Origin of the sequence: Spirulina major PCC 6313, assembly GCF_001890765.1 — a bacterium.
Lineage (GTDB): Bacteria > Cyanobacteriota > Cyanobacteriia > Cyanobacteriales > Spirulinaceae > Spirulina > Spirulina major.
The window spans coordinates 172,050-194,592 of sequence record NZ_KV878783.1 but is presented as its reverse complement, the minus strand read 5'-3'; the positions used below and the strand labels follow the sequence as shown (position 1 = coordinate 194,592).

Below are 22,543 nucleotides of genomic sequence, written 5' to 3'. Positions count from 1 at the left end.
CAAGTCTATGGTAGGGGGTTTTGCCGCAGAGATTTGTGATCTAAACCCCCTGATCCGATGGCAGAGATTACTCGCCGACGGCCACTTTTAAATCAGTCCAAGCATCATCATAGAGTTGGGTATCTGCCTCTAGATCCTTGGCATATTGCAAGCGAGCGAAGGTTGCCGCAGCAGGATAGATTCCCGGATTTTCGAGATCTTCGGCTGGGATCAGACCCTGATCAATGGCGGCTTTGTTGGGGCTGCCGAACTGGACATAGGCCGAGATTTTCGCGCCGATTTCCGGCTCTAGAACAAAGTTAATGAACTGTTCAGCCAGTTCTTTGTTGGGGGCATCTTTGGGGATGGCCATATTGTCCACCCAGACGATCGTGCCTTCTTCCGGGATCACGTAGCGGATGTTTTCGTTTTCTTCCATGACTTGGAAGATGTCGCCACTCCATTCCACTGCGATCGCAACTTCGCCCTGGTTGAGCAAATCTTGACCCGTATCCGGTGCGAAGGTCGCGATTACCTCCTTATGTTCAACAATGTAGTCTACCGCCCGTTGCAATTCAGCGGGATCGGTGGTGTTGGGGTCTTTACCCAGGGCTATTAAGACAGCCCCCAAGGTGGCGCGAGAATCTTCGATCAGCGACACTTTACCCGCATATTTCGGGTCAAAAATCTGCTGCCAACGGGTAATTTCTTCGCCTGTCGCTTCAATGTCGTAGCCGATGCCAATCGTTCCCCATTGATAGGGCACGCTGTATTTATTGCCCGGATCAAAATCCTGGTCGAGAAACAGGGGATCAACGTTCTTTAAATTGGGGATATTTTCGTGATTGAGTTCTTCAAGTAACCCTTCGGCTGCCATGCTTTCGACAAAATCTCCGGTGGGCACAATGATGTCGTAACCGGGATTGCCGGGCTGAATTTTGGCGAAGAGGGCATCATTACTTTCGTAGGTGTCGTACTGAACCGTTGCATCAAAGTCTTTTTCAAACTGGGTGATCACGTCGGGATCAATGTAGGTAGACCAGTTGTAGATGCTGAGAACATTTTCGCTTGCTCCATTTCCGGCACTACCACTGTCAGCAGCATCTGGACTGTTGGCAGCACAGCCGATGGGCATTGTGACTCCAAACAAAAATAGGAGCACAAAGACAAGCAATCGTTTCATAACCCGTAACCCCTCATGGATGATTCAACTAAGGCGATCGCCAAGTGAATTAACCGTATTCAATTTGGCTAATTCATTTTGACACAATCTCCAGCGAACCCCATCAGGTTGGTCAAGAGATTCTGGCCTTGATTTTGGTTTTAGGTTAGGTGGAGCGACGTTGGAGCGCGAGGGATAGCAGCACAATGAGCAACGAGGCGAGCAACATCAAGGTGGAAATGGCGTTAATCGCGGGGGTGACGGCCAGCTTAATCATGCCGTAGACAAATACGGGCAATGTGGTTGATCCCACGCCAGCGGTGAAAAAGGTAATCACAAAATCATCGAGGGAGAGGGTGAAGGCCAGGAGTGCCCCGCTGAGGATGCCGGGGAAGATCAGTGGTAAGGTGACGCGCCAGAAGGTGCGCAGTTCGTCAGCGCCGAGATCCATGGCGGCTTCTTCGAGGGCGGGGTCAAGTTCGGCAATGCGCGATCGCACCGTCACCGCCACATAGGAAATATTGAACGTAATATGACCAATCATCACCGTGTTTAAGTCCAGCACCAATCGCACCCCCAGCACCGTTTGCAGCAGTTGAAACAGGAGGCTAAACAACACCAGCAGCGAAATTCCCATGGTGATATCGGGGATGATAATCGGCAAAAAGAGCAACGCTTCGAGGGCATTACGACCCTTAAACCGAAACCGTTCCAAGGCTAAGGCCACGAACGTCCCCAACACCGTCGCCACCACCGTCGAAATGCCCCCCACCCAGAGGCTATTCCACACCGCATCCCAGATCTGCGCATTGGTGACATCTACGCCACTTTCCGTCACCCCCGCGAAGAGGCTGCGATACCAATCCAGGGTGAACCCCCGCCACACCGCATTCATCCGCGAAGCGTTAAAGGAATAGACCACCAAGATTGCGATCGGCAGATACAGGAACGCCAAACCGCCAAGGGTGATCACCCAAAGGCCAAACCGGCCAACATGACGAATCGCCAGATCAACGGTGCGTTTGAAGTCAGGAGAAGCAGCAGAATTCATAAGTTGCGGGAATTAATCGGGTGGTTCATTGACGGTCTCCTTGTTTCTCGTGACCTGGCTCTAACAGGTCATGGCCATGGGCGGCTCCGCCGTCAAACGAGAGGATTTAACGAGACTTGCTCCAACTTAAGCATTGAGTTTTTCCTCTGCCACTCGAAAATAGATCACGATGGGAATCAGCACAATCACAATCATCACAATCGACAGCACCGACCCAAAGGGCCAATTCCGCGCACTGAGAAACTGACTTTGCACCAAATTCCCCATCATCACCGTTTTCGCGCCCCCCAAAATATCCGGGGTGATAAATTCTCCCACGGCGGGAATGAACACCAGGAGCGATCCGGCAATCACACCGCGCAGAGTCAAGGGAATCACGACCCGAATCAAAGTTTTGAGGTCATTGGCTCCTAGATCCTGCGCCGCATCGAGCAGGGAAAAGTCAAAGCGTTCGAGGGTGGCGTAGAGAGGCAAGATCATAAACGGGAGATAGCCATAAATCAGGCCCACGGTGACGGCAAAGGAATTAAATAATAAATCCAATGGCTGATCGATCAGGTTAAAACTTTGCAGCAACACGTTGATCACCCCTTCTTGGCGCAGGATGACGATCCAGGCATAGATGCGCACGAGAAAGTTTGTCCAAAAGGGAATAATCACTAGCAGCAGCAGGGTGTTGCGCCATTGGGGGGGACGGCTGGCGATGAAGAAGGCGAGGGGATAGCCGAGGAGGAGACAGGCGAGGGTGGTCATGAAGGCCAGCCAAAGCGATCGCCCAAAAATTCCCCAATAGATCGGATTCAAGAGGCGTTGATAATTTTCGAGGGTGAATTGCCATTCCACACCGCCATAGATGCCCCGTTCGAGGACGGAATAGAGCAGCACAATCACCAACGGCAAGACGAAGAAGAACAGGAGCCACACGGTGGCCGGCACAGCCAACACCGCGAGGTTAAAGCGGCGGCGGTTGGTGGCGGTGGCAAAGTGGGTTTTGAGGGCGTTGAACATGGCTTAACCTCCGCCGACGATGGTAACAATTTCGAGGCGATCGCCCTCTCCCATCCAGGTCTCTGGCCAAAATTGCCGATGGAGAATCTCGCCATTGTATTCAATGGCGATCAGGCGCGGGTTGAGGCTCAATTGGTCAAGGAGTTGCAACAGGGGTGTGTGGGGGGCACAGGTGACGGGTTTGCCATTGACTTGTAAGAGAATTTCAGTCATGCGTCACCCCCTAACCCATCCGTTGCAAATCGATTAAAAACTGTCGTGTCGTCAGGGTGGGGTCTTCGGCTTGCATCAAGGCCCGCACCACGGCCACTCGTCGGCCTCCAGCCTGCATCACATCCCCTAGGGTTTCGAGGTCAATGGAGCCGATCGCATACCAGGGAATCGGGCAATGCTGGGCAGCATAGCGCACGTAGTCGAGGCCGACGGCGGTGCGGCCGGGTTTGGTGGGGGTTTCATACACCGGGCCCACGCCGATATAGTCGGCTCCTTCGGCGATCGCTTGCTCCATTTCCCCTGGATCATGGGTGGAGCGGCCAATGATGCGATCGGAACCGAGGAGAGCGCGGGCGACGGCGATCGGGGCATCCTGTTGACCGAGGTGAACGCCATCGGCCCCGACGGCGAGGGCGAGATCGATGCGATCGTTAATTAAAAACAACGCCCCGTATTGATGGCAGAGATCCCGGAGCTTCTGGGCTTGGGCCAGACGCACCTGATCATCGGCGTTTTTTTCCCGATACTGCACCAGTGTTAAGCCCCCTTGTAGCGCCGCTTCAACCGTAGCAAAAAGGTGCTGCGATGGAGCCGTTACTAAGTACAAACTCGCCGCCTTCAGCCGTTGCGTCAGACCATTATCACCGGCCAATTGACTTTCTAAGGTATAGACCCGGTAGCGAATTTGCTTACAGGCCGCCGACATCTCCCCCTGATAGAGCTTGGCATATTCTTCGAGCACACGCAGCGCCTCTTGAACGCGGCTGAGGTTGGCATGGAGGAGGTCTTGGATATCGGTGCGGGTTTCTTCGTGGGGATGGGTGAAGGCGGTGCCGGGGTCGTCGGGGGTATTGCGGGCGGCGCGGAGTTCAAGACTATGCCATTGGGCTAGCTCTTGGCGCATCGCTTTGCAGTCTTGGGTGAGGTGGGCATTATTAAGCCCGAATCGACACCATTCTTCCACGATTCGCAGCCCTTCGCGGGCCCGGTCGAGGTTGGCATCGAGAATACGGTAGATCGCTTGGCTGGGTGGGGGGGTCATCGTTGGGTCAGATCCAGATCAATTTTCCATGTTGACATCATCACATTAAAAAGTGAAACCCTAACCGATGGGCGATTAGGGTTTCGAGCGCAAGGACGGGGGAGCGATCGCCCCCCTATCCCTAGCTAGCGGAAACTCGGTTGGTGGCGAATTAAACTCAAGAACTCTTCGCGGGTTTTCGAGTCATCTTGGAATGTGCCGAGCATGGCACTGGTGACCGTCCAAGACCCCGGTTTTTGCACCCCCCGCATCACCATACACATGTGCGATGCTTCCATCACCACCGCCACACCTTGGGGGTCGAGAATTTCTTGCACCGCTTCGGCCACTTGACGGGTTAAGCGTTCTTGCACTTGCAAACGACGGGCATACATTTCCACAATCCGGGCCAGCTTACTTAAGCCCACCACCTTTTGATTGGGAATATAGGCGACGTGAATTTTGCCCATAAACGGCAGCATATGGTGTTCACAGAGGCTGAACACGTCAATATCACGCACCAAGACCATTTCATTATGGCCTTCATCAAAAATTGCCCCATTGACCAATTGCTCTAAGGACTGGTGATAGCCTTGGGTCAAAAACTGCATCGCTTCAGCAACTCGCTTCGGCGTTTTGAGGAGTCCTTCTCGTTCTGGATCTTCCCCGACCCCTTCTAGCATCATGCGCACCGCATCCATCATGTTTTCTGTATCTTGTTCCGGGGTGGGCTGAGGTGCTGTGGCTGGATGCTCAGTGGTTGAGCGATCGGGGCGGGAGGTGAGGCTGGCAGTCTCGGTACGTAACCGATTTCCATTTGTGTCCAGCGTGAAAGATTGAGAAGAACCGTTGGAAGACGCGATTGTCATAACAAAGCTAAATCCAAAAAGTGTGACTTTGAGCGTGAACGTGAAACGAGAACGTGACCACTAAGGGATCACAATGCACCCGCACTGGGCATGAGGGTGATATCTTCCACCACTGCCTGTTCTGGCAACAGTACGGTGTGAAGAATGGATTGGGCGACGATTTCAGGCGTAAGCATTGCCGCTCGATTGAAATCAGCCTGGACGGTATTGGTGTCCCAAATGGGGGTATTGACTGCACCGGGCGAGAATGCCACCACACGGATGCCATGGGCGCGTTCTTCTGCGGCGAGCGTTTTGGACAGGGCGATCAGCCCGGCCTTACTGACGCTATAGGCTCCCCAGCCTGGAAAGGGTGTTTTCCCCGCCACAGAGGCCACGTTAACGATGGTTCCTTTGTGGCGATCGCGCATGTGCGCTAAAACCCCTAGGGTGCATTGGAACACACTGGTGAGGTTCAACGCCATCACCTGTTGCCAATCCTGGAGAGGGGTTTCGGCCAGAATGCCCGTATAGCCCATACCAGCATTGTTCACCAGAATATCGATGGGTTGAAAATCAGCAACGATCGCTTCAAACTCTGCTTTTACACGATCCACATTGGCGAGATCCAAACAGTAGGCTTTGGCTTGTACACCAATGTCTTGAACCGCATCAACCACAGCGTTTAACTTCGATTCAGAACGGCTGACAAGGGCAACATCAATATCGGCATGGGCAAACGCGAGGGCGGTTGCCTTGCCAATGCCACTACTGGCTCCGGTAATGATGGCCCGCTGTCGAGGGAAATGGTCACTCATGGAATCTGTTCACACAGGTTTGCGAATGATGAAATAACAAACGTATGGACACACCTGCTTCAAAAAACTGAGGTGTGCTGAACATCATGCTTAGGGAAAAGAATTGCAGCGCACGACTTAATGAACAACGCAAGGATTTAACTATGCTGCATTGTTCAAAAGATGGCGGTTCGTATTTCACCAGGGGAAGACTCTGGGCTAACCAATAACGGCCAGCGATTAGAGTAACTGTAAAAAAATGTTACTTTGTTTACTTCATCAGTATATCACTCGAAGCGAGTCCTGCGGGGCAGGAACTCAAATCCAGTGGGGATGCCGGTTTGTGAAGGGCTGCGATCGCCCGCTCCAGCAGCATCCATCCGGGGTTGTGTTGAGAGACTGCCACGATCGAGAAAACCTCTCCATACATCAATCTGATCATTTTTGGGGTTGAATGCTTGCATAATTGCGGAGAGCAAAGACCATTAAGCTAGATTTATGCGCCATCTCTTTGTGTTTTTGGAATTGTTTGCCCGCGAGGGTGGGATTCAGTCCTATGTTAAGGATGTCTTGCAGGCCTATAGTCAAGGGGCGAAGCAGGATGATCATCGGGGGACGGTGGCGCTGCTTCACGATCGCCCGCCCTCGGTGAATCCGTTGGTGAGCGATCGCCTCTCCTTCACGTACCTCCATCACCGCTCTAGCCTGATCCAACGCCTTCGCCTTGCCTTCTACCTCCTCAGAATCTGCCTGTTGTCCCGACCGGAGCGGGTGATTTGCGGTCATGTGAAGCTCGCGCCTTTGGTGCAGTTGATTTGTAACCCCTTGGGGATTCCCTACCTGGTGATGACCTACGGTAAAGAGGTGTGGGGGGTGTGGGAGCATTTATCCCCGTGGGAAATTAACGCCCTGCGAGGCGCGGCGCGGATTTGGACGATTAGCCGCCATAGCCGCGATCGCCTTTGTGCCTCTCACGATATCCCCCAGGCTCAGGTGGACTTTTTACCCTGTGTTGTGGATGAAACCCAATTCACCCCCGGCCCCAAACCGCCCCACCTCCTCGATCGCTACAACCTCCACGGGGCGGCGGTGTTGATGACGGTGGCGCGACTCTGGCCGGAGGATATTTATAAAGGCGTGGATGTGACGATCCAGGCTCTGCCGGAGATTGCGGCGGCGATGCCGACGGTGAAGTATTTGGTGATCGGGCGCGGGGGCGATCAACCGCGTTTGGCACAGTTGGCCGCCGAGGCGGGGGTGAGCGATCGCGTCGTCTTTGCGGGGTTTGTCCCCACGGCGGAACTGCCGGATCATTATCGGGTGGCCGATGCCTATGTGATGCCGTCCCAAGAAGGGTTTGGCATTGTCTATCTAGAGGCGATGGTGACGGGGATTCCGGTGCTGTCGGGGTTGGGGGATGGCTCGGCTGATCCGTTGCAGGATGGGCGCGTCGGCTGGCAGGTGGAACATCGCAATGTGAGCGCGATCGCCCAAGGCTGTATCGCCATGCTCCAAGGGGATGATCCTCGCTGTCGGGGCGAATGGTTACGGGCAGAAGCGATCGCAAAATTCGGCAAATCGCAACTGGCCCAACGCTTGCAAGACCTCCTCACCTAAAGCGACTGAGCCGATGTCCCACAGCCTGATCCGCGTCTCAAACTGAAAAAGGTCGGCGGCAGGGGCACGGTTGCGGATGGGTCGAGGGTGAGGGGTTGAGGGAATAAACCGGGCGTGATCGTGCGGGTGTCTTGCCAATCTTCGGAATTATTGAGAGTCGGCTGGAGAAACTCACTCACACCGCCCCGTCCGGTGATCGTGAAGCGGTCTTGACCTACTACAGAACAAGCATCAAAAATTTGGTCGGTGCGATCGCTCAAATCCGTCGGCAGTTCATTCACCCCCTGGGCTGCATCGAAATTCGTATCCAGGGCAATAATCCCCGCCGCGCCAAACTCAGAACTGGCGGTAATATCACTAAATCGCGTCAGGTAGCCCAAGGTGCTAAACCCGTAAATCTGCGTCGCCTCAATGTCAATCTGTCCCCCGTTGCCGGTGAAGGCGTTGGCGGTGATGTCGCTGTTTTCAATGGGCACGCCTAATAAAAACCCCGTGGCAATGCGAATATTGCCGCCGTTGCCCCCCGATGCAGCCGTGCCTGCGGTGGTGGAAATGTTGGCATTATTGCGGAGAATCACCCAGAGGTTGGAGATGATGTTGATGTTGCCGCCGTCCCCTTGGCTCGTTTCGGCACGGATGGCGGCGCGATCGCTCAATCGGAGGCGATCGCCCTCGGTGTTGATATTCCCCGCCACCCCTTGGCCTTGGGAACTGCTACTCACCGTTGCCCCATTGGCCAGGGTGATATTGGGTGCGGTGAGGGAAATTGTGCCGCCGTTGCCGGTGGCGTTGGCTCCCACGGAAGCCGCGATCGACGCATTATTCACCTCAATGCCTCCACGACTTTGGAGCATAATCCGTCCGGCATCACCCCGCCCTGAGGTGCTCGAACTCACCTCTGCACCGTTGGCAATGGTGATCTGCTCGCCGTTCATCGTGATCTGTCCCGCATTACCCGCCCCGGCTGTGGAGGCGGTGATGGCGCTGGCGACGGTGCGATCGCTCGTTCGGCCCGTAACTTCAAGGGCTTGGGTGTTGAGGGTGATTGTCCCGCCCTGTCCCGCGCCAGTGGTCGCCGCCCCAATCCGCGCCCCCTGTCGCACCGTCAGCGTATCCGCCGTTACCGTCAAATTCCCCCCATCCCCCGCCTGGAGAGAATCCGCACTAATCACCGCCCCCCGATCCACATTGACCGTCTTTGCCGTCAGACGAATATCGCCCGCGTCTCCCCCGGCCAGAGAAAAACTCGCCAAGCCACCGCGACCCTCAATCTGCACGGTATCCGCATTCACCGTCAACACCCCCGCATCCCCATCCGCTAAGGTTGCAACCGTCAACCCAGCACTGTTGCGAATATCCAGGCGCGGCGTATTCACCCGCAACTCACCCGCTTGACCTGATCCTCGCGTAAACGTACTCATCCCCGTGTCTATATCATTTAACACCTGAGATAAATTTTGGGGATTAGGCACATAGTCCGCCGGATCACCCCCATCGAGCACAATCGACTCACTGGCATTGACCACGGTGGAGCCGCCTGCACCTGTGCTGTCGCCGCTGGTATTACTGCCCACATTCGCCCCACGCAAAATCTCCACCGTCCGCGCATTCACCGTCAGATTGCCGCCAGCCCCGCTCTTTTGAGCGCGTGTCCCGATCTGGGTTGGGTTATCGATCATGAATAGCTGATCCACCGTGACGGTGACATCGCCCCCCCGCCCGCTACTATTACTAAGCGCACCAATCGAACCATTAGTCCGCATCACCAATCGATTCGCTGTCACATTAATCGGGGCAGCATCAGCCGCTCCATCGGCCTGTGTGACCAACTGACCTTGTTGTTCAAGGGTGATGGTGTTGCCGGACACGGTCAAGGCTCCGGTGGCGGATGTGGTGTTGACCCGTAATCCGATCAGAGTGTTTGTGACGGAGATATCGGCTGGGGTTTGTACTGTAACTGCCCCGCCTCGACTGCCGACCAAAGAACGATTAACGGTCAGATCACCCTGGCTATTCAACGTAACGTCACTGACTACACTTCCGACCCTAGTAGTGTCTAGCGTTAGCGTACTGTCACTATCGATTACGATCGCACCGTTGGCACTTTCGAGATTTGCTTCCGTGAGGGCTACCGTTGCGCCATCGAGATTAATATTATTCTGACTGTCAAACGTTGCGGTTTGTAAGGTGAGCGCACCGCTGCTATCGAGAGCAATTGTGCCGCTTGTGCTATCAAAATCTGCTTCTGTGAGGGCCACCGTTGCGCCGTCTAGAGCAATATTGCCGGACTGCGTTTGCACAGCCACCTTGTTCAACGTTAACGCGCCACTTCCCTGCACTGATACCGCGCCCGTTGTACTTTGTAGACCGACGTTATTGGTCAGGTCAATATCCGTACCGCTGAGGGAAATAGTCCCCGCCTCACTGATCAGTGCTGTGTTATTACTTAAGGCCAGATCGCCGCTACTGGTCACGGCAATATCGCCGCCTCGACTCCGCACGATCGCGCCATCAATATCAATCTCCGCACCACTTAAGGAAATATCGCCCCCATTGGATTCGACACCATCAGAAAGGGAGATGCGATCGCGGGCAGACAGGATGATCGGCCCGTTAGCGGTAGCGAGATTAGAGGCGGTAATATTGCCCGTCGAGGAACTGGATGTGGAGTTAAATGTAGTCGATGCCGGTAACAGCCCATTTGAGAGGGAAAAATTACCAATGCCCCAACTTTCGTTATCTAAGGTCTCTAGTCCTGAACTACTGAACGAAAACGTAATCGTATTGCTGGTGTGGGCGATCGAGTTTCTAAACGCATAAATTGTTGAATAGTCTTCACCGAGGTCAACCACTACACCCCCTGCGTTAGCGGCTGAACCCGGTGTCGGATAGTTTTGAGTGTTCAGCGGATTCCCAGATGATGAAAATGTTGTGTCAAGCACTTCGGTGCCATCCACAGAATAAGACCAATAATCCGGCCCAAAATCAGGACCATTGCCGTCCCAACTCCCCAGAATGAAAAGCGTAAAGCTATAGGTTAATTGTTCATGGCTGGGTAATCCCGTGAAGGTGAATGTTGTGCTACTTTGACCCGTGCCAAACCGACCGAGAAACTGTATTCCATACCCAGTGGTATCGGTGCGATTGTCTGACCATTCTGATCCCACAGTGCTGTTAAAATTCGTGCTGTAAAAAGTCGTGGTGGTGGCCGTGGTAACGGGGTTGAGGAGTGTATCGAGACCCGCCCGGAGAATGAGGGCGGGGTAACTGGTGAGGATGGCGATGTCGGGATCAGTTCCCGTCAGAGCGGTATCCGGGCTGGTAATCGATACGTTATCAATGGTGATGCTGCCGAGGGCTTCAATTTTCAACGCCGCGCCGCTGTAATTACTAAACGTCACGTCCCCGGCTGAACTGATAATCGGGTCGTAGAGCGAGAGAAAAGTACCCGGATTGCCCGCCAGATCCAACACATTAAAATTGCCGCCGCTGGTGAAATGGGCATCCCCCGACACCACACCATCACTCACGAAGGTCATCGCGCCGAAGCTGGCGAAGGGGGTGATGTGGAGGTGATTCAGCGCGAGAATATCAATATCTTGATTCCCCTGCACCCAAAGGTTTCCCCCCGCGTGGGCGAGAAAGGGCGAGGTTTTTGTGTCGCGGACGGTGAGGGTGTCGCCGGCGAGGAGGGTGAGGTCGCCTTGGGTGATCAGTTGGCTGCTGGGGAGAATCAGGTTTCCGGTGGCGCTGATCGTGGCGGTTTGCGCGATCGCACCACTCACCACCCCATCCCCTGCGATCGCTTGGATCATGACGTTGCCGTCCGGAGCCGCCACCAGCCCGGTACTAATCACCCGCCCCCCACTCAGGGAGAGATCGCCCTCGGTGGCAATTAATTCCCCTTCGTTGACGATATCTGCGATCGTGTGGCCGTTCCATTGCACACCGGGCGCAACGTTGACGGTTAACAATGGGGCAGCGTTGGGGTCAGTGGCGCTGAAGGTTTCCCCAGTATTAAAGATGAATTGGTCGGCAGTGCTGGCATGAAATGACCCTTTCAGATCCAGGCGAGCATTGGGGCCAAAATAGATCCCGTTGGGATTCAACAAAAACAGATCCGCCGTCCCCAAAACCCCCAGCGTGCCGAGAATGCTCGAAAAATTCGGCCCAGTGACTCGTGTGAAAATCGTGCCGATCGCGGCCGGATTCGCAAAATACACCGCCTGACCCGCGCCCACATTGAAATCTTGAAAACTGTGGAAGAGGCTCTGACCCCGAATTGCACCGCCTTCGATCAGGTCACGATGGTGTTGCGGTGTGACTCGTGACGATTCAGTCCCTAGGGTTTGGTCGGGGGTGAGTTGTGCCAGGGCTGGAGCGAGAGTGAAGAGTGCGATCGCACTGCCTAGACCCACACAACTCATCGAGATCAAATTACGTTGCTGCATCATCTCAAGGGCCATTTCGCTGTGTTAATCAATTATGAATTCATCAACGTTAACACCCAATTTTATCAAATTAAACTAATTTATTTTTCTATCTTCACGATTTAAACTGTGATGACCTGTTGGGCTAAATGTTTCAGAATTGATAAGACGTGATGGAGTTCGTTATCTGGGTTAATCAGAGAAAAAGTCTGGATGTGGCATAGGATGGATCGGGCTGGGTTTGACTTTTGAGAAATAGAAATTCTGTGCCATTGGTGATCAGACCAAAGGTGATGGTTTGGGTGGAATTACTGAGCATATAAGACAGGGTTTGGGCGATCGCTCGACTGACTGAAAAATCACTGCGTTTCGATTCAATCACAACCAACCAGAGGGCTTGATTTAGCACTAAAATATCGATTCTGCCCCGGACAATCGCGCCTTCATTTTCAAGTTCAATGGCGATGCTGGTTTCAGTTTGAATGCGGTAGGGGCGGCGATACAAGCCGGCAAGGTCAAGCAGGGGAGCGAGAATAACTAATTTAACCGTATTTTCCAGGAGCGGCGGGTCTTCAAGGAGATCAAGGTAATTCTCTTTGACACGATCGAGCGCAAGGGCTTCGCTGTGGGTCATGGTGTCCGGGTTGATTTGCCATTCCGGGAAAAAGTCGGCTTGGGGAGTGGGTCTGAGGTTGGGGATCATGCTAATTGACAATCGAATTGTTGCATGGCTTGGGCGGCGGAGAGGAAGAAGCGATCGCGCCCCACAGCCTCCACAAAGCCAATCCGTTCTAAGCCATCCATCACCGGGCCTTTCACGTCAGAAAAATACAACTCTACGCCAAAGGATTTTAAGGCTAAGCGCAACTGTTCTAAGGTGGCGAGGGCGCTGCCGTCAATGGCGTTAATGCCGCTACAGACGAGGAGTAGTTTTTCGATTTTGGGATAGTCTGCAACGGCTTGGAGGAGACTTTCTTCTAAAACTTTTGTGTTTGCAAAATAGAGACTTTCATCAATGCGAATGGCGAGAACTTCGGTACAGGTAAGGACTTGATGGCGTTGGATATTGCGAAATTGTTCCGTTTCACCGAGGCGACCGACGATCGCAATATGGGGGCGACTGGTGCGCCAGAGGTAGAGGGCGATCGCAAATCCGGCCCCGATGAAAATCCCCGCCTGAACGCCTAGGCCCAACACCCCAAAAAACGTCACCATAAACGCCAACCCATCGGCGCGATTGTACTGCCAGAGTTTGCGTAATGTTTTGAGATCAATCAGTTTTAAAATCGCCATGAAAATAATCGCGGCGAGACTGGCTTGGGGCAGATAGAAAAACAGCGGTGTGAGAAATAAGACCGTTAACACAATCACCCCCGCCGTGATCATTGACGCAACCCCCGTCTGTGCTCCGGCGGAAAAATTAACCACCGAGCGACTCAATCCCCCGGCGATCGAGTAGCCCCCGGTCACGGCTGACCCGATGTTGGCTAAACCGATCGCCACCAGTTCCTGATTCGCTTCCACGGATTGGCGACGTTGACTCGCCAGGGATTTAGCGACGGCGAAACTTTCCATAAACCCGATGAAACTGAGGGTGAGGGCGAGGGGGAGGAGGGTTTGGATGCGATCGAGGCTGAGGGTGGGGAAGGTGAGGGGGGGCAGGCCTTGGGGGATGGAGCCGACGATCGCAACGCCCTGTTGATCGAGGCGGAGGGTGGCGACGAGGACGGTGCTGAGGATGACGATCAACAGGGGCACGCTTTTAACGAGGGGGATTTGGGCGATCGCCCTCACCCCGCGTTTTTGCAGCCACCGGGAAAAGGGTTGATTGCCTAACCAGAGGAGAGCGATCGCGCCACCCCCCAGGGCCATCGTTATGGCTTGGGTCTGGGGGAGGGCTTGGATCGTGTCGCGCAGCAGTGGCAGGATCACACTCGCCGATGGGATTTTAAGTCCGAGCAGATGCTTGAGTTGACCCAGGGCGATGATCACCGCTGCACCACTGGTAAACCCGGTGATCACACTGCCGCTGATGAAGTTCACCAACACCCCCAAGCGCAACAATCCCATCACGATCTGTAATCCCCCGACGAGGAGGGCGAGGGTAATGGCAAGGGAGAGATAATCGGGGCTATCTTTGGCTGCGATCGCGCCAATGCCCGCCGCCACCAGCATCGAATCTAAGGCCGCTGGAGCCACCGACAGGGCCCGCCCCGTGCCAAAAATCGCGTAGATGAACAGCGGCGCAATACTGGCGTAGAGTCCCACTTGGGGCGGCAGACCGGCGAGGAGGGCGTAGGCCATGGCCTGGGGAATCAGGAGGCTGGCCACAATCAGGCCAGCGGTGAGGTCGCCGGTGAAATCAGCAGCCTGGTAGTGGCGACCCCACTCTAAAATTGGCAACCAGCGGGTTAACGGGGGGCGATCGCGAGTCATGGGTGCAGGTGGAATGACTTGACTTTTCTACTATAGAGTAATATCTGGGTATTTCTAAACGACTGCCCCTCAACCGCTTAACCATTTCAGCACTGCCGCAACCCTCTAGAATTGAGAACGGTTGAATTGAAGAATACGGGTAGAATTCACGCTCATGAGAGATGCAACAAATGTTTTGGGCCGACCGCTAGAGTTGTGTTGTGGTGCGCCACGGACGGGGTTTTATCGGGATGGATTTTGCCATACGGGGCCGGAGGATGTCGGGCGGCATTTGGTTTGTGCGGAAATGACCGAGGAGTTTTTAGACTTCACCAAAGCCCAGGGCAATGATCTGAGCACGCCGCGGCCGGAGTTTAATTTTCCGGGGTTAAAACCGGGCGATCGCTGGTGTCTCTGTGCGGTTCGCTGGCAAGAGGCCCTAGAGGCCGGAGTCGCACCGCCGGTGATTTTAGCCGCTACCCATGAAAACGCCTTGGATTGGATTTCCTTTGATGATCTCACCCAATATGCGCTGCCCGTGGGCTAAACCGAACCGCAGCCGGGAAAGAGTCATGGCAAGATCGGTTTGACTGCGGTGCGTTCTCGGCGCAATCCCGTTACGGGCGCAAAGTGCTGTTTTTGTGGTGTGAGTATGAAACGACAATGGATACAATGGCGCGATCGCCTTAATTTGCCCCTAGACCGGGCGGCGGGGATTGCCCTAGGGATCTTGCTGTTGGGGGTCGGGGGGGTGTTGACGGTGGGCGATCGCACCCTCCCCCAAGTGCAGCAATGGAGTTGGGCCGAGCAACGTCTCAGTGCGAACCACGACCATTTTTTACTGGATTTTAACCGCACCATGGATTGGGACACGGTCGCCCAACAGTTAAAAATTACCCCCGAACTGCCGGGCCAAGGGGCGGGCCTGGGGCAACGGTTCGCCTATACCCTCGATGATATTCCCGCCTACGGTACGGAATACACGATCACCCTCAACACTGCCACCGACCAGCCCCGCACCGCCCGCCAGCCCGCCCGTACCATGGTTCCCTTTACGGCCACGGTGCGCAGTCGCGATCGCATCCTGGCCTATATCGGTGTCGAAGGGAACGAATCGGGCCGCCTCGTGCTTTACAACATGACCCGTGAGCGCAAACAAATCCTCACGCCGCCGGATTTGGTGGTGACGAATTTTAGCAGCGAGGCTCAGGGCGATCGCATCCTCTTTTTTGCCTTTGAAAAGGGTGATCCCGACGGCCTCAGCACCCAGCAACTCTATCGCATCACCACCGCCTTCGATCGCTTGGGGGACAATGGGCCGCCGCCGGGTCAAATCACCCGCTTACTGGATGCGGAACAGTATCAAAATGTCCAGTTTGATCTCGCCCCTCAAAGCGGGGTGGTGATCCTCGAACGGGTGAATCGGCAAAACCCTGCTGATGGGGGGCTGTGGCTGCTGCCGCCGGAGGGGGAGGCGCAACCCTTGGGGATTCAAGGGGAGTCGTTTACGATTTCCCCCGATGGTCAAGTGTTGGCGATTAGCGATCGCAATGGGGTGACCATCTTGCCCCTCACCGCCACCGCTAACACCCGCGAATTTTTCCCCGCCTATGAAGGGGTGATCGCCTTTGATCCCCAGGATCATCGGGTTAAGGTGATGGTGAAACCCCAGGGGGATACAGCGCGATCGCTGGTGTTGCTCAATGCCAAAGGGCGAGAACGGGAACTCCTCACCACTGCCGGATTTATCCTGGCCTGCAATTTTGAACCCCGTCACCAAACCTTTCTCTACTGTCTGCAAACCGAACGCCTCGACACAGAACAGGCAATCCTGACCCCGTTTATTACCGTGATTAATCTGCAAACTGGGCGAGAAGTGCCCCTGGTGGCCCTCACCGATGACCTCAATGTGCGGATGGATATGGCTCCTGATGGGCGTTATCTCGTGTTTGATCAGGTGATTGATGCTGCCAATGCAGAGGAAACGGAGCGCGATCGCAACTCCACCGCCTTCCCCCCCGGCAGCCTCTGGATCTTACCGCTGCCGAATCTCCTCAATGCGCCCATGGCGGACACCCTCGACCCGCCGGAACGTCTCGCGCCGGGCCTTGATCCCCAATGGCTGCCCTAGGGTGCTATCGAGCGATGAGGCGTTGCAAGTCCTCCTGAAGATGATCATAGAGGTGCTGGAGGTATTGATCCGGGGCAGGGCGCGATCGCTCCGGCACACCGTAGAACAGTCGTTCTAAAATTGCCCCTTGAATTAACAGCATCAAGGCCGCGAGAATCACCCCCGCCAGCCAATATAAAAACACCGTGGCAAAACTCAGGAAAAAAACTAACGCCCGCAGCAGAATAATGCCAGCGATCGCCACCCCCGCAAACACCACCACCATCGCCATATTCCCCAAAATCCACCAGTAGGATCGCCGCACCTGGGTTCCTAAAATCCACGCTTGCAGGCCCCAAATCCCCAAAATCGCAATCAAGGTGGGAACCATCGCCAATATGGGCAGCACCAGATAGGTCACCGCCCACCAATGGGATTTTTCGAGATAGCGCGTCAAAGCATAGCTTTGGGCAATGCCCAACACGAGGCCAGTTACTGCATCCACGAGCCAGGGTGCGATCGCCCCCGGCAAACCCTCTAAAATCGCGCCCAACCCAGAATGCACCACCACCGCCACCAACCCCGCCCCACCGGACACCAGAAACCATTCCACCAACAGCCGGGGTGTTTTTGCGCCGGAAGGCGCAGGGGTATCAGATGCGGTGGGCGCAGATGTGGGGGGTTTCGGCGGTGGTAAGGGATCTAGGGACGGCGATGGCGAATCGGGGCGGGGCGGGGGTGGATAGTCGGACGGCTTGGGGGGAGGGGGGAGGGGTTCCGATGGCGGTGAGGGGATCTCCTCCACGGACGGGGGAGGGGGCGGGGTTAGCTCCAGTTCAGTGGTCCAAGCGACGGTTGCGGCTCCCTGTTGCGTGCCACAGATGCGGAGGCGATGAATGGCAGGGGCGGCAAGCTGGGTAAAAGCGTGGCGGAGATACTTAACGAGGGGGGCTTGGGGTGGTGGCGTTACTGCTTCAACGAGAAGCGTGATCTGTTTGCCCTGGGCGGTGACGCGCACGGTCATGTCTTTGGTGCGGAGTTGGCGGTTGAGCAGGGATGCGATCGCATCCGGTTCACCCCGTCGAGCCGCTACCAGCAAATCATTCCGAGTCATACCAAACCTGCATACTTCTGCTCACACAACCTTACGCCAACAACGCGCTAATTTCAGCCACCCACAGCCGTCGCTCCCGATGATCCAACGCCAAAATCTCATCCCGTGACCAGTGAAAATGCAGGGCAATATAGGCTACCTCTTGATAAAGCTGCGCCAAGGGGTAGCCTACAATTCCCCCATCGGCATCACCTCATCCGGATCATCTTGGTTAATAAACTGGTACACCGACTGCAAATAATAAACATCCCGCAAAAACAGCGTTTCTAACTGTTCCGGCGTGATCTGCGTCCAATGGCCCAAGCGGGTAATCACCTGCGAGAGCAACACCAACGGCACATAATTCGGATCATCAAGCACACGCGGATCAGCTTGCGCCACTAACTCATCCTGCCCCGTCGTCAATCGCAACATCCCAGAACGCAGCAGTTCCCCGTCCGGCGTGAGCCAGCCCTTGGGGAGGGTGAATTCAAATTCACGTTGCATCATCAACCCCTATCCTACGCTTCGTCTTCAAGTTCATTAATCTGGCGATAAAACGTTTGCAGATAGTTCAAATCCGCCGCAAAAAAATCTTCAATCACACTAGGGCTAATGTCTTCTAAGGCACCTAAGCGCACAATCACCCGTGACAAAATAATCACCGTGGCGTAGGCGGGGTTACCCTTCACCCGTGGATCGCGCATCGGCACAATCTCATCCATGGCCCGCGCTAAACGCATCACCCCCGTGCGATGCAAATTACCCTCCGGGTCTAGATATCCCTTGGGCAGGGTAAATTCAAACTCGGTTTGAATCATAATGCTTGTCGAATGTTATGCAGGATTAATCAATTGGAATACCTATCTTACGGGACCGTGCGGCCCAACCCAGTAGCGGCACTCAATCTGATGGCGTTTTCCCAGGTTTTAGTTACTGACTCGATAAAACTGCGCCACCACTAGTTCCACTTCTTCAATTTCCAACTCGCTGCCCCCCGCCGACAAATCCCCAATCGTATAGCTACTCGGCCAAGCCCCCGTAAACCGAAAGCGGGCCTGTTCGATATGGCCTTGGTCGTAGATTGTGATATCCCCATCGCGAAATTTTTCAAACCATCGACCCACCGCCACCGCCGTGAACCAATCCCAAATTGTGGTGGAGTTACACAGTCCCCGCTTTAAGGTGATGTTGCTGCTTTTCACATTGCCGGGGAGTTTGGTGTGACGAATCCGTCCGTAGGTTCCTTTGCCGCCTTTCCCCCATTTATTCGGGGTGACTTCTGCAAGTTCAATCACGTCGAGTTCGCGATTCATCCCGCTGCATTCCATGAAAAAGGCATCGATTTCTTCGCTGTCGTCGAGGGATAATTCCACGTAAAACTTGCTGTTACTGAGAATTTCGGGCAATTCTCCCGTTTTTTTCTTTTTTTTGGCCATCTCCTTAACCTCCCCTTGGGGGTCTAAAACACGAATGGGAGGGGTCAATCCGGTTGCCCCCTCCTCCTGATCTGCGATTCAGGTTTGCTTACTTGATACGATGCAAGTTTTCGTAAGCAAATTCGATGGTTTCGGTGTAGAGGTCGGCACTGTCGGGGCTGAATTGTGTGCCGGTGTATTTCACGGGAAACACCCCGGTCATGTCCCACTGTGCGGCTGATGCTCCCCCTTGGTTGAAGAGGGTGACACTGGCGGTTTTGCGTTCCCCTTTGCTGCCGGAACCGCCCCCGGTGATTTCCCGTGAGTGGGAGGCATCCCACCAGTCGAAGAGGCGGCGATCGTCAGCAGTGCCGACAAAAACGACCGTGATGTTGGAGTTGCTGACCCCGGTGACGGTGGCTTGGACGACACTTTTGCCGTCTTTGGTGACCCCGTAGGATGAATCTGAGCCGGCGACCTCTAGGGTAATGCTTAAACCGCTGACGCTTTTGACGATCAGTTCATCATAGCCGTCAATCGTGATGTAAAATTTCGAGTTGGCTAGAAGCTCTCCGCTTGCCATAATCTTGCTCCCAGTAAGCTGTCCAAGTTAAAAGTGATAGGGGTGAGATGAGGGGGGAGATCGGGGTGCGATCGCTCCCCCTCAATCCCGATTTACTTCGTCCGGTTCACATCTTCACAGACGATCTCAAACGTTTCTTTGACAAATTCAGCCCCATCCGCCGAAAAATCCGAAACGCTGTAGCTCTTCACCCAAGCATTGACGATTTTCCACTCCATCACCGCCTCATCCATACTGTTGTAGGCGGTTAGGGTTCCGGCTTTGCGGCTTTCCTTCCACTTGCCATCCCCCCCTTCACTCTTCGGCATTGTGGACTTCATCCAGTTATACCAATCCATATCCCCTTCGACGAGATAGGTTTCCACCGCAAAATCTGGGTTATCCGTAAACCCAGCCGAGGTACTTTGCCAAAGGGTTTTGCCGTCCTTCGTTGAGGCTAACGGCTTTTCATGGCCGGTGGTTTTCCCCTCAAAGGAAAACTCCGCCACACTGGCCACAAACTTTTCAGTGAGACCATCAAACTCTAAATAAAATCGACTTGTTGGAATTGGATTCAACTCTGCCATTACAGCCTCCTGCTAAACACGAACCCGCATACTATTTCATCTGGCCCCAGCCCATCATGGGAGCCAAGGAAACTGGAAGCCATCGAATCATCAACGGCTCCCAGTGTGATCAATTACGCTCCTGGTGCCCACTGACTGACCCGGAAGATCACAAATTCAGCCGGGCGGACAGGACAGACCCCCACTTCGACATACAGCCGACCCATCATCATGGTTTCGTGGGTGTTCAGTTCAGCATCGCACTTCACGTAGAATGATTCACCCGGTGAACCACCTTGGAGCGCACCCGCACGCCACAACCCTTCGAGGAAGTTGCTCACGGTGCGCGTCACCCGTGACCACAGATCGGCATCGTTCGGTTCAAAAACGACCCACTGCGTTCCAATCTCAATGGACTTCTCAACGTAGCTCATCAACCGGCGCACACTGATATAACGCCATTGGATATTCGTCGGGTCTACCAACGTCCGTGCGCCCCAAATCAGGTAGCCTCGGTTGTAGTTGGCGAAGTTCCGAATACAGTTGATGCCTTTCGGGTTGAGCAGTTCTTGTTCACGGGTGTTGGTTTCGTAGGCGAGACCCAAGACACCACGGGGAGCTTCATTGGCGGGAGCCTTGAAGATGCCGCGTGTGCCATCGACGCGACACCAAACGCCCATCATGTGCCCGGAGGGGGGAACCATAATAGGACGACCGGCATTCGCGGGGTTGGCGACTTTAATCCAGGGATAGTAGAGAGCGCCAAACATGGAGCGACGGTTAAAGCTGGTGAGCCAAGCGTCCACATCTTGGGGTTTTTGGGTTTCGGGGGCTACTGGATCATTGCTCTTGCCGGGTTTAATCGGCGGCGGATCGATCACTGCCATCCGGTAGGGCGGCCCTGGGAAGGAGTTTTCACAGAGGCTCACCATCAATTCCATCACGCCATGAACTTGATCTAAGTCTAAAATTCCGGCTTGGAACAATAGCATCAGGTCGGGGAAGGCGATCATGGCGACCTCATCCACCTCGAAAATGCCCTGCATCCCGGTTTTGTCGTTACGGTTCCCGGTGATGTCACGGGTGGCGTTGTTGACGGGGGAGATGTAGGGGGGCGGTGCGATTTCAAAAACGCCGTTGGCGGGGCGGCGGGAGAGGGCTTGACCACTGACGGAAATGTCGTTGATGGTGACATATTCGGAGTCGGCGATCGCTGTTACCGCATAGTTTGCCACAGCGGTTTCCACCTCAGGATTCATGCTCAGGTGGTCGTACTCTTCGAGGACGGTTTCGCCCAGAACAACCTTGAGTTGGAAGAATTGACCGTCATCAATGGGCGGTTCGTCGTCCTCGGATTCCGGGGGTTTCGGGGTGCTTTCTGTGATCACCACCCGCAGGCGAGCGTCTTCGCTGCCAGCGGGAGCCAACGCAGCCCCATCTTCTTCACTGGTGGCAACATTAAAGGCGAGGGAGGGTTTCCCCCCGGCGGTCATGACGGGGGTGGATACTTCTTCGGGCGGGGGGGCAGGCGTGCCCGGCAGTTTGGTGCCGATGCTGGTGATCCAGCAGCGACCGCCACCATTGAGAAACCATCCCTGAACTGCAAAGGGAAGGTAGGGATAGTAGGTTTCTTCGCTGCCGTCGTCGGCGGCTTTTTTGAATTCAGTGAAGCCGTCCGAGCCGGGTTTGCCGAAATATTCTAGGTATTGATCGAAGTTGGTGATCATCATGGGTTTGAAGAGTTCTGCGTCGCCGCGAACGTCTTCGGTGTACCCAATGAAGCCCGCAACACTCATGCTGACCCCTTCAATAGGGCGACTGCCACGGTCTACTTCTTCGACGTAGACACCGGGTGCAAAATAGTCCAAGGCCATAGGGGGCTATCCTCCGTCTGGAATTAGCGATGTTTCAAGGCATGCACATCAATGCGCTGAGGTGGATGGTTGGTTTGAGTTCAAGCCAATCAGGGGCTACTATCTTCCACCCTGACAAGCTGCTGATGAGTCAATCTAAGGTTGGAAGGAGAAGCTTCGGATTTCAGCGTACCGATAAATGGCGATGAGGGTTATTAGACTTTGGTCTAAATGTTGGGAAAACCGTCCTGAAGGTAACGAAAGGTTAAGGCGTGATGGGGGCGATCGCGTTCGGTTTCCCGCCCTGGTGCGATCGCCCCCTGATTTCGTGATGGTTTTGACAACAGTACGGTCAGACCGTCACTACTGATTCCGGAACCAACAAAACTATCCCCCAAAA

21 protein-coding genes are annotated in these 22,543 nt (G+C 54.7%); 3 read left to right on the top strand and 18 right to left on the bottom strand.

All coding sequences use genetic code 11. The annotated features are described in order from the left end of the window. Nucleotides 1–67: 67 nt before the first annotated feature. The 7 genes from SPI6313_RS01110 to SPI6313_RS01080 all read right to left on the bottom strand — a co-directional run bounded on the left by SPI6313_RS01110 (nt 68) and on the right by SPI6313_RS01080 (nt 6,100). A complete protein-coding gene (locus SPI6313_RS01110) occupies nt 68–1,162 on the bottom strand; it encodes a polyamine ABC transporter substrate-binding protein (protein WP_072619336.1) in 1,095 nt (364 codons plus the stop codon). A 145-nt stretch (nt 1,163–1,307) separates the two neighbouring features. After that, nucleotides 1,308–2,192, bottom strand: coding sequence for an ABC transporter permease (locus tag SPI6313_RS01105; protein WP_072619335.1), 885 nt, complete (start codon nt 2,190–2,192; stop codon nt 1,308–1,310). Between the two features lie 126 nt (nt 2,193–2,318). Beyond that, a complete protein-coding gene (locus SPI6313_RS01100; protein WP_072619334.1) occupies nt 2,319–3,200 on the bottom strand; it encodes an ABC transporter permease in 882 nt (293 codons plus the stop codon). A 3-nt stretch (nt 3,201–3,203) separates the two neighbouring features. After that, nucleotides 3,204–3,413 (bottom strand): sulfur carrier protein ThiS, encoded by a 210-nt coding sequence (gene thiS, locus SPI6313_RS01095; protein WP_072619333.1) that lies wholly within the window; start codon nt 3,411–3,413, stop codon nt 3,204–3,206. A gap of 10 nt (nt 3,414–3,423) precedes the next feature. After that, on the bottom strand, nt 3,424–4,455 hold the full coding sequence (locus SPI6313_RS01090) for a thiamine phosphate synthase (protein WP_072619332.1): 1,032 nt from the start codon (nt 4,453–4,455) through the stop codon (nt 3,424–3,426). Between the two features lie 125 nt (nt 4,456–4,580). Further along, complete coding sequence (gene folE / locus SPI6313_RS01085) at nt 4,581–5,303, bottom strand: GTP cyclohydrolase I FolE (RefSeq protein ID WP_072619331.1); 723 nt, start codon at nt 5,301–5,303, stop codon at nt 4,581–4,583. A gap of 68 nt (nt 5,304–5,371) precedes the next feature. Then, nucleotides 5,372–6,100: an SDR family oxidoreductase gene (locus SPI6313_RS01080; RefSeq protein WP_072619330.1), complete on the bottom strand. Its 729-nt coding sequence runs from the start codon at nt 6,098–6,100 to the stop codon at nt 5,372–5,374. Nucleotides 6,101–6,577: 477 nt separating this feature from the next. On the opposite strand from SPI6313_RS01080, the gene SPI6313_RS01075 reads away from it, so the two are divergent. Beyond that, nucleotides 6,578–7,696: a glycosyltransferase family 4 protein gene (locus SPI6313_RS01075; protein WP_072619329.1), complete on the top strand. Its 1,119-nt coding sequence runs from the start codon at nt 6,578–6,580 to the stop codon at nt 7,694–7,696. Here the strand turns inward: SPI6313_RS01075 and SPI6313_RS01070 are convergent. From SPI6313_RS01070 to SPI6313_RS01060, 3 genes are all read right to left on the bottom strand, one after another. After that, nucleotides 7,693–12,150, bottom strand: coding sequence for a two-partner secretion domain-containing protein (locus tag SPI6313_RS01070; RefSeq protein ID WP_175551031.1), 4,458 nt, complete (start codon nt 12,148–12,150; stop codon nt 7,693–7,695). The two genes, SPI6313_RS01075 and SPI6313_RS01070, sit on opposite strands and share 4 nt — an antisense overlap. 172 nt (nt 12,151–12,322) lie before the next feature. Beyond that, complete coding sequence (locus SPI6313_RS01065) at nt 12,323–12,829, bottom strand: type I restriction enzyme HsdR N-terminal domain-containing protein (protein WP_217650459.1); 507 nt, start codon at nt 12,827–12,829, stop codon at nt 12,323–12,325. Further along, nucleotides 12,826–14,562 carry a SulP family inorganic anion transporter gene (locus tag SPI6313_RS01060; RefSeq protein WP_072619327.1) on the bottom strand — a complete coding sequence of 579 codons (1,737 nt, stop codon included), beginning with the start codon at nt 14,560–14,562 and terminating at the stop codon, nt 12,826–12,828. The genes SPI6313_RS01065 and SPI6313_RS01060 overlap by 4 nt, the downstream gene beginning before the upstream one ends. Nucleotides 14,563–14,716: 154 nt before the next feature. Between SPI6313_RS01060 and SPI6313_RS01055 the strand changes: the two genes are divergently transcribed. Together SPI6313_RS01055 and SPI6313_RS01050 are read left to right on the top strand one after the other, a co-directional pair. Continuing rightward, nucleotides 14,717–15,088: a DUF2237 family protein gene (locus tag SPI6313_RS01055; protein WP_072619326.1), complete on the top strand. Its 372-nt coding sequence runs from the start codon at nt 14,717–14,719 to the stop codon at nt 15,086–15,088. Nucleotides 15,089–15,193: 105 nt separating this feature from the next. Continuing rightward, complete coding sequence (locus tag SPI6313_RS01050; RefSeq protein WP_072619325.1) at nt 15,194–16,672, top strand: hypothetical protein; 1,479 nt, start codon at nt 15,194–15,196, stop codon at nt 16,670–16,672. A gap of 4 nt (nt 16,673–16,676) precedes the next feature. Here the strand turns inward: SPI6313_RS01050 and SPI6313_RS01045 are convergent, their stop codons facing one another. The 8 genes from SPI6313_RS01045 to SPI6313_RS01015 all read right to left on the bottom strand — a co-directional run bounded on the left by SPI6313_RS01045 (nt 16,677) and on the right by SPI6313_RS01015 (nt 22,164). Then, a complete protein-coding gene (locus tag SPI6313_RS01045) occupies nt 16,677–17,765 on the bottom strand; it encodes a hypothetical protein (protein ID WP_072619324.1) in 1,089 nt (362 codons plus the stop codon). A gap of 31 nt (nt 17,766–17,796) precedes the next feature. Then, nucleotides 17,797–17,925 (bottom strand): DUF6760 family protein, encoded by a 129-nt coding sequence (locus SPI6313_RS24635; protein ID WP_272116852.1) that lies wholly within the window; start codon nt 17,923–17,925, stop codon nt 17,797–17,799. 8 nt (nt 17,926–17,933) lie between these two features. Beyond that, nucleotides 17,934–18,254, bottom strand: coding sequence for a hypothetical protein (locus tag SPI6313_RS01040; RefSeq protein ID WP_072619323.1), 321 nt, complete (start codon nt 18,252–18,254; stop codon nt 17,934–17,936). A gap of 11 nt (nt 18,255–18,265) precedes the next feature. Next, nucleotides 18,266–18,565, bottom strand: a complete 300-nt coding sequence (locus SPI6313_RS01035) for a hypothetical protein (protein ID WP_072619322.1) — start codon at nt 18,563–18,565, stop codon at nt 18,266–18,268. Nucleotides 18,566–18,673: 108 nt separating this feature from the next. Beyond that, nucleotides 18,674–19,183 carry a phage tail protein gene (locus SPI6313_RS01030; RefSeq protein WP_175551030.1) on the bottom strand — a complete coding sequence of 170 codons (510 nt, stop codon included), beginning with the start codon at nt 19,181–19,183 and terminating at the stop codon, nt 18,674–18,676. An 88-nt stretch (nt 19,184–19,271) separates the two neighbouring features. After that, a complete protein-coding gene (locus tag SPI6313_RS01025; RefSeq protein WP_072619321.1) occupies nt 19,272–19,745 on the bottom strand; it encodes a phage tail protein in 474 nt (157 codons plus the stop codon). Nucleotides 19,746–19,837: 92 nt separating this feature from the next. Then, nucleotides 19,838–20,311: a phage tail protein gene (locus tag SPI6313_RS01020; protein WP_072619320.1), complete on the bottom strand. Its 474-nt coding sequence runs from the start codon at nt 20,309–20,311 to the stop codon at nt 19,838–19,840. A 113-nt stretch (nt 20,312–20,424) separates the two neighbouring features. Next, on the bottom strand, nt 20,425–22,164 hold the full coding sequence (locus SPI6313_RS01015) for a phage tail sheath family protein (RefSeq protein ID WP_072619319.1): 1,740 nt from the start codon (nt 22,162–22,164) through the stop codon (nt 20,425–20,427). Nucleotides 22,165–22,543: the final 379 nt, after the last annotated feature.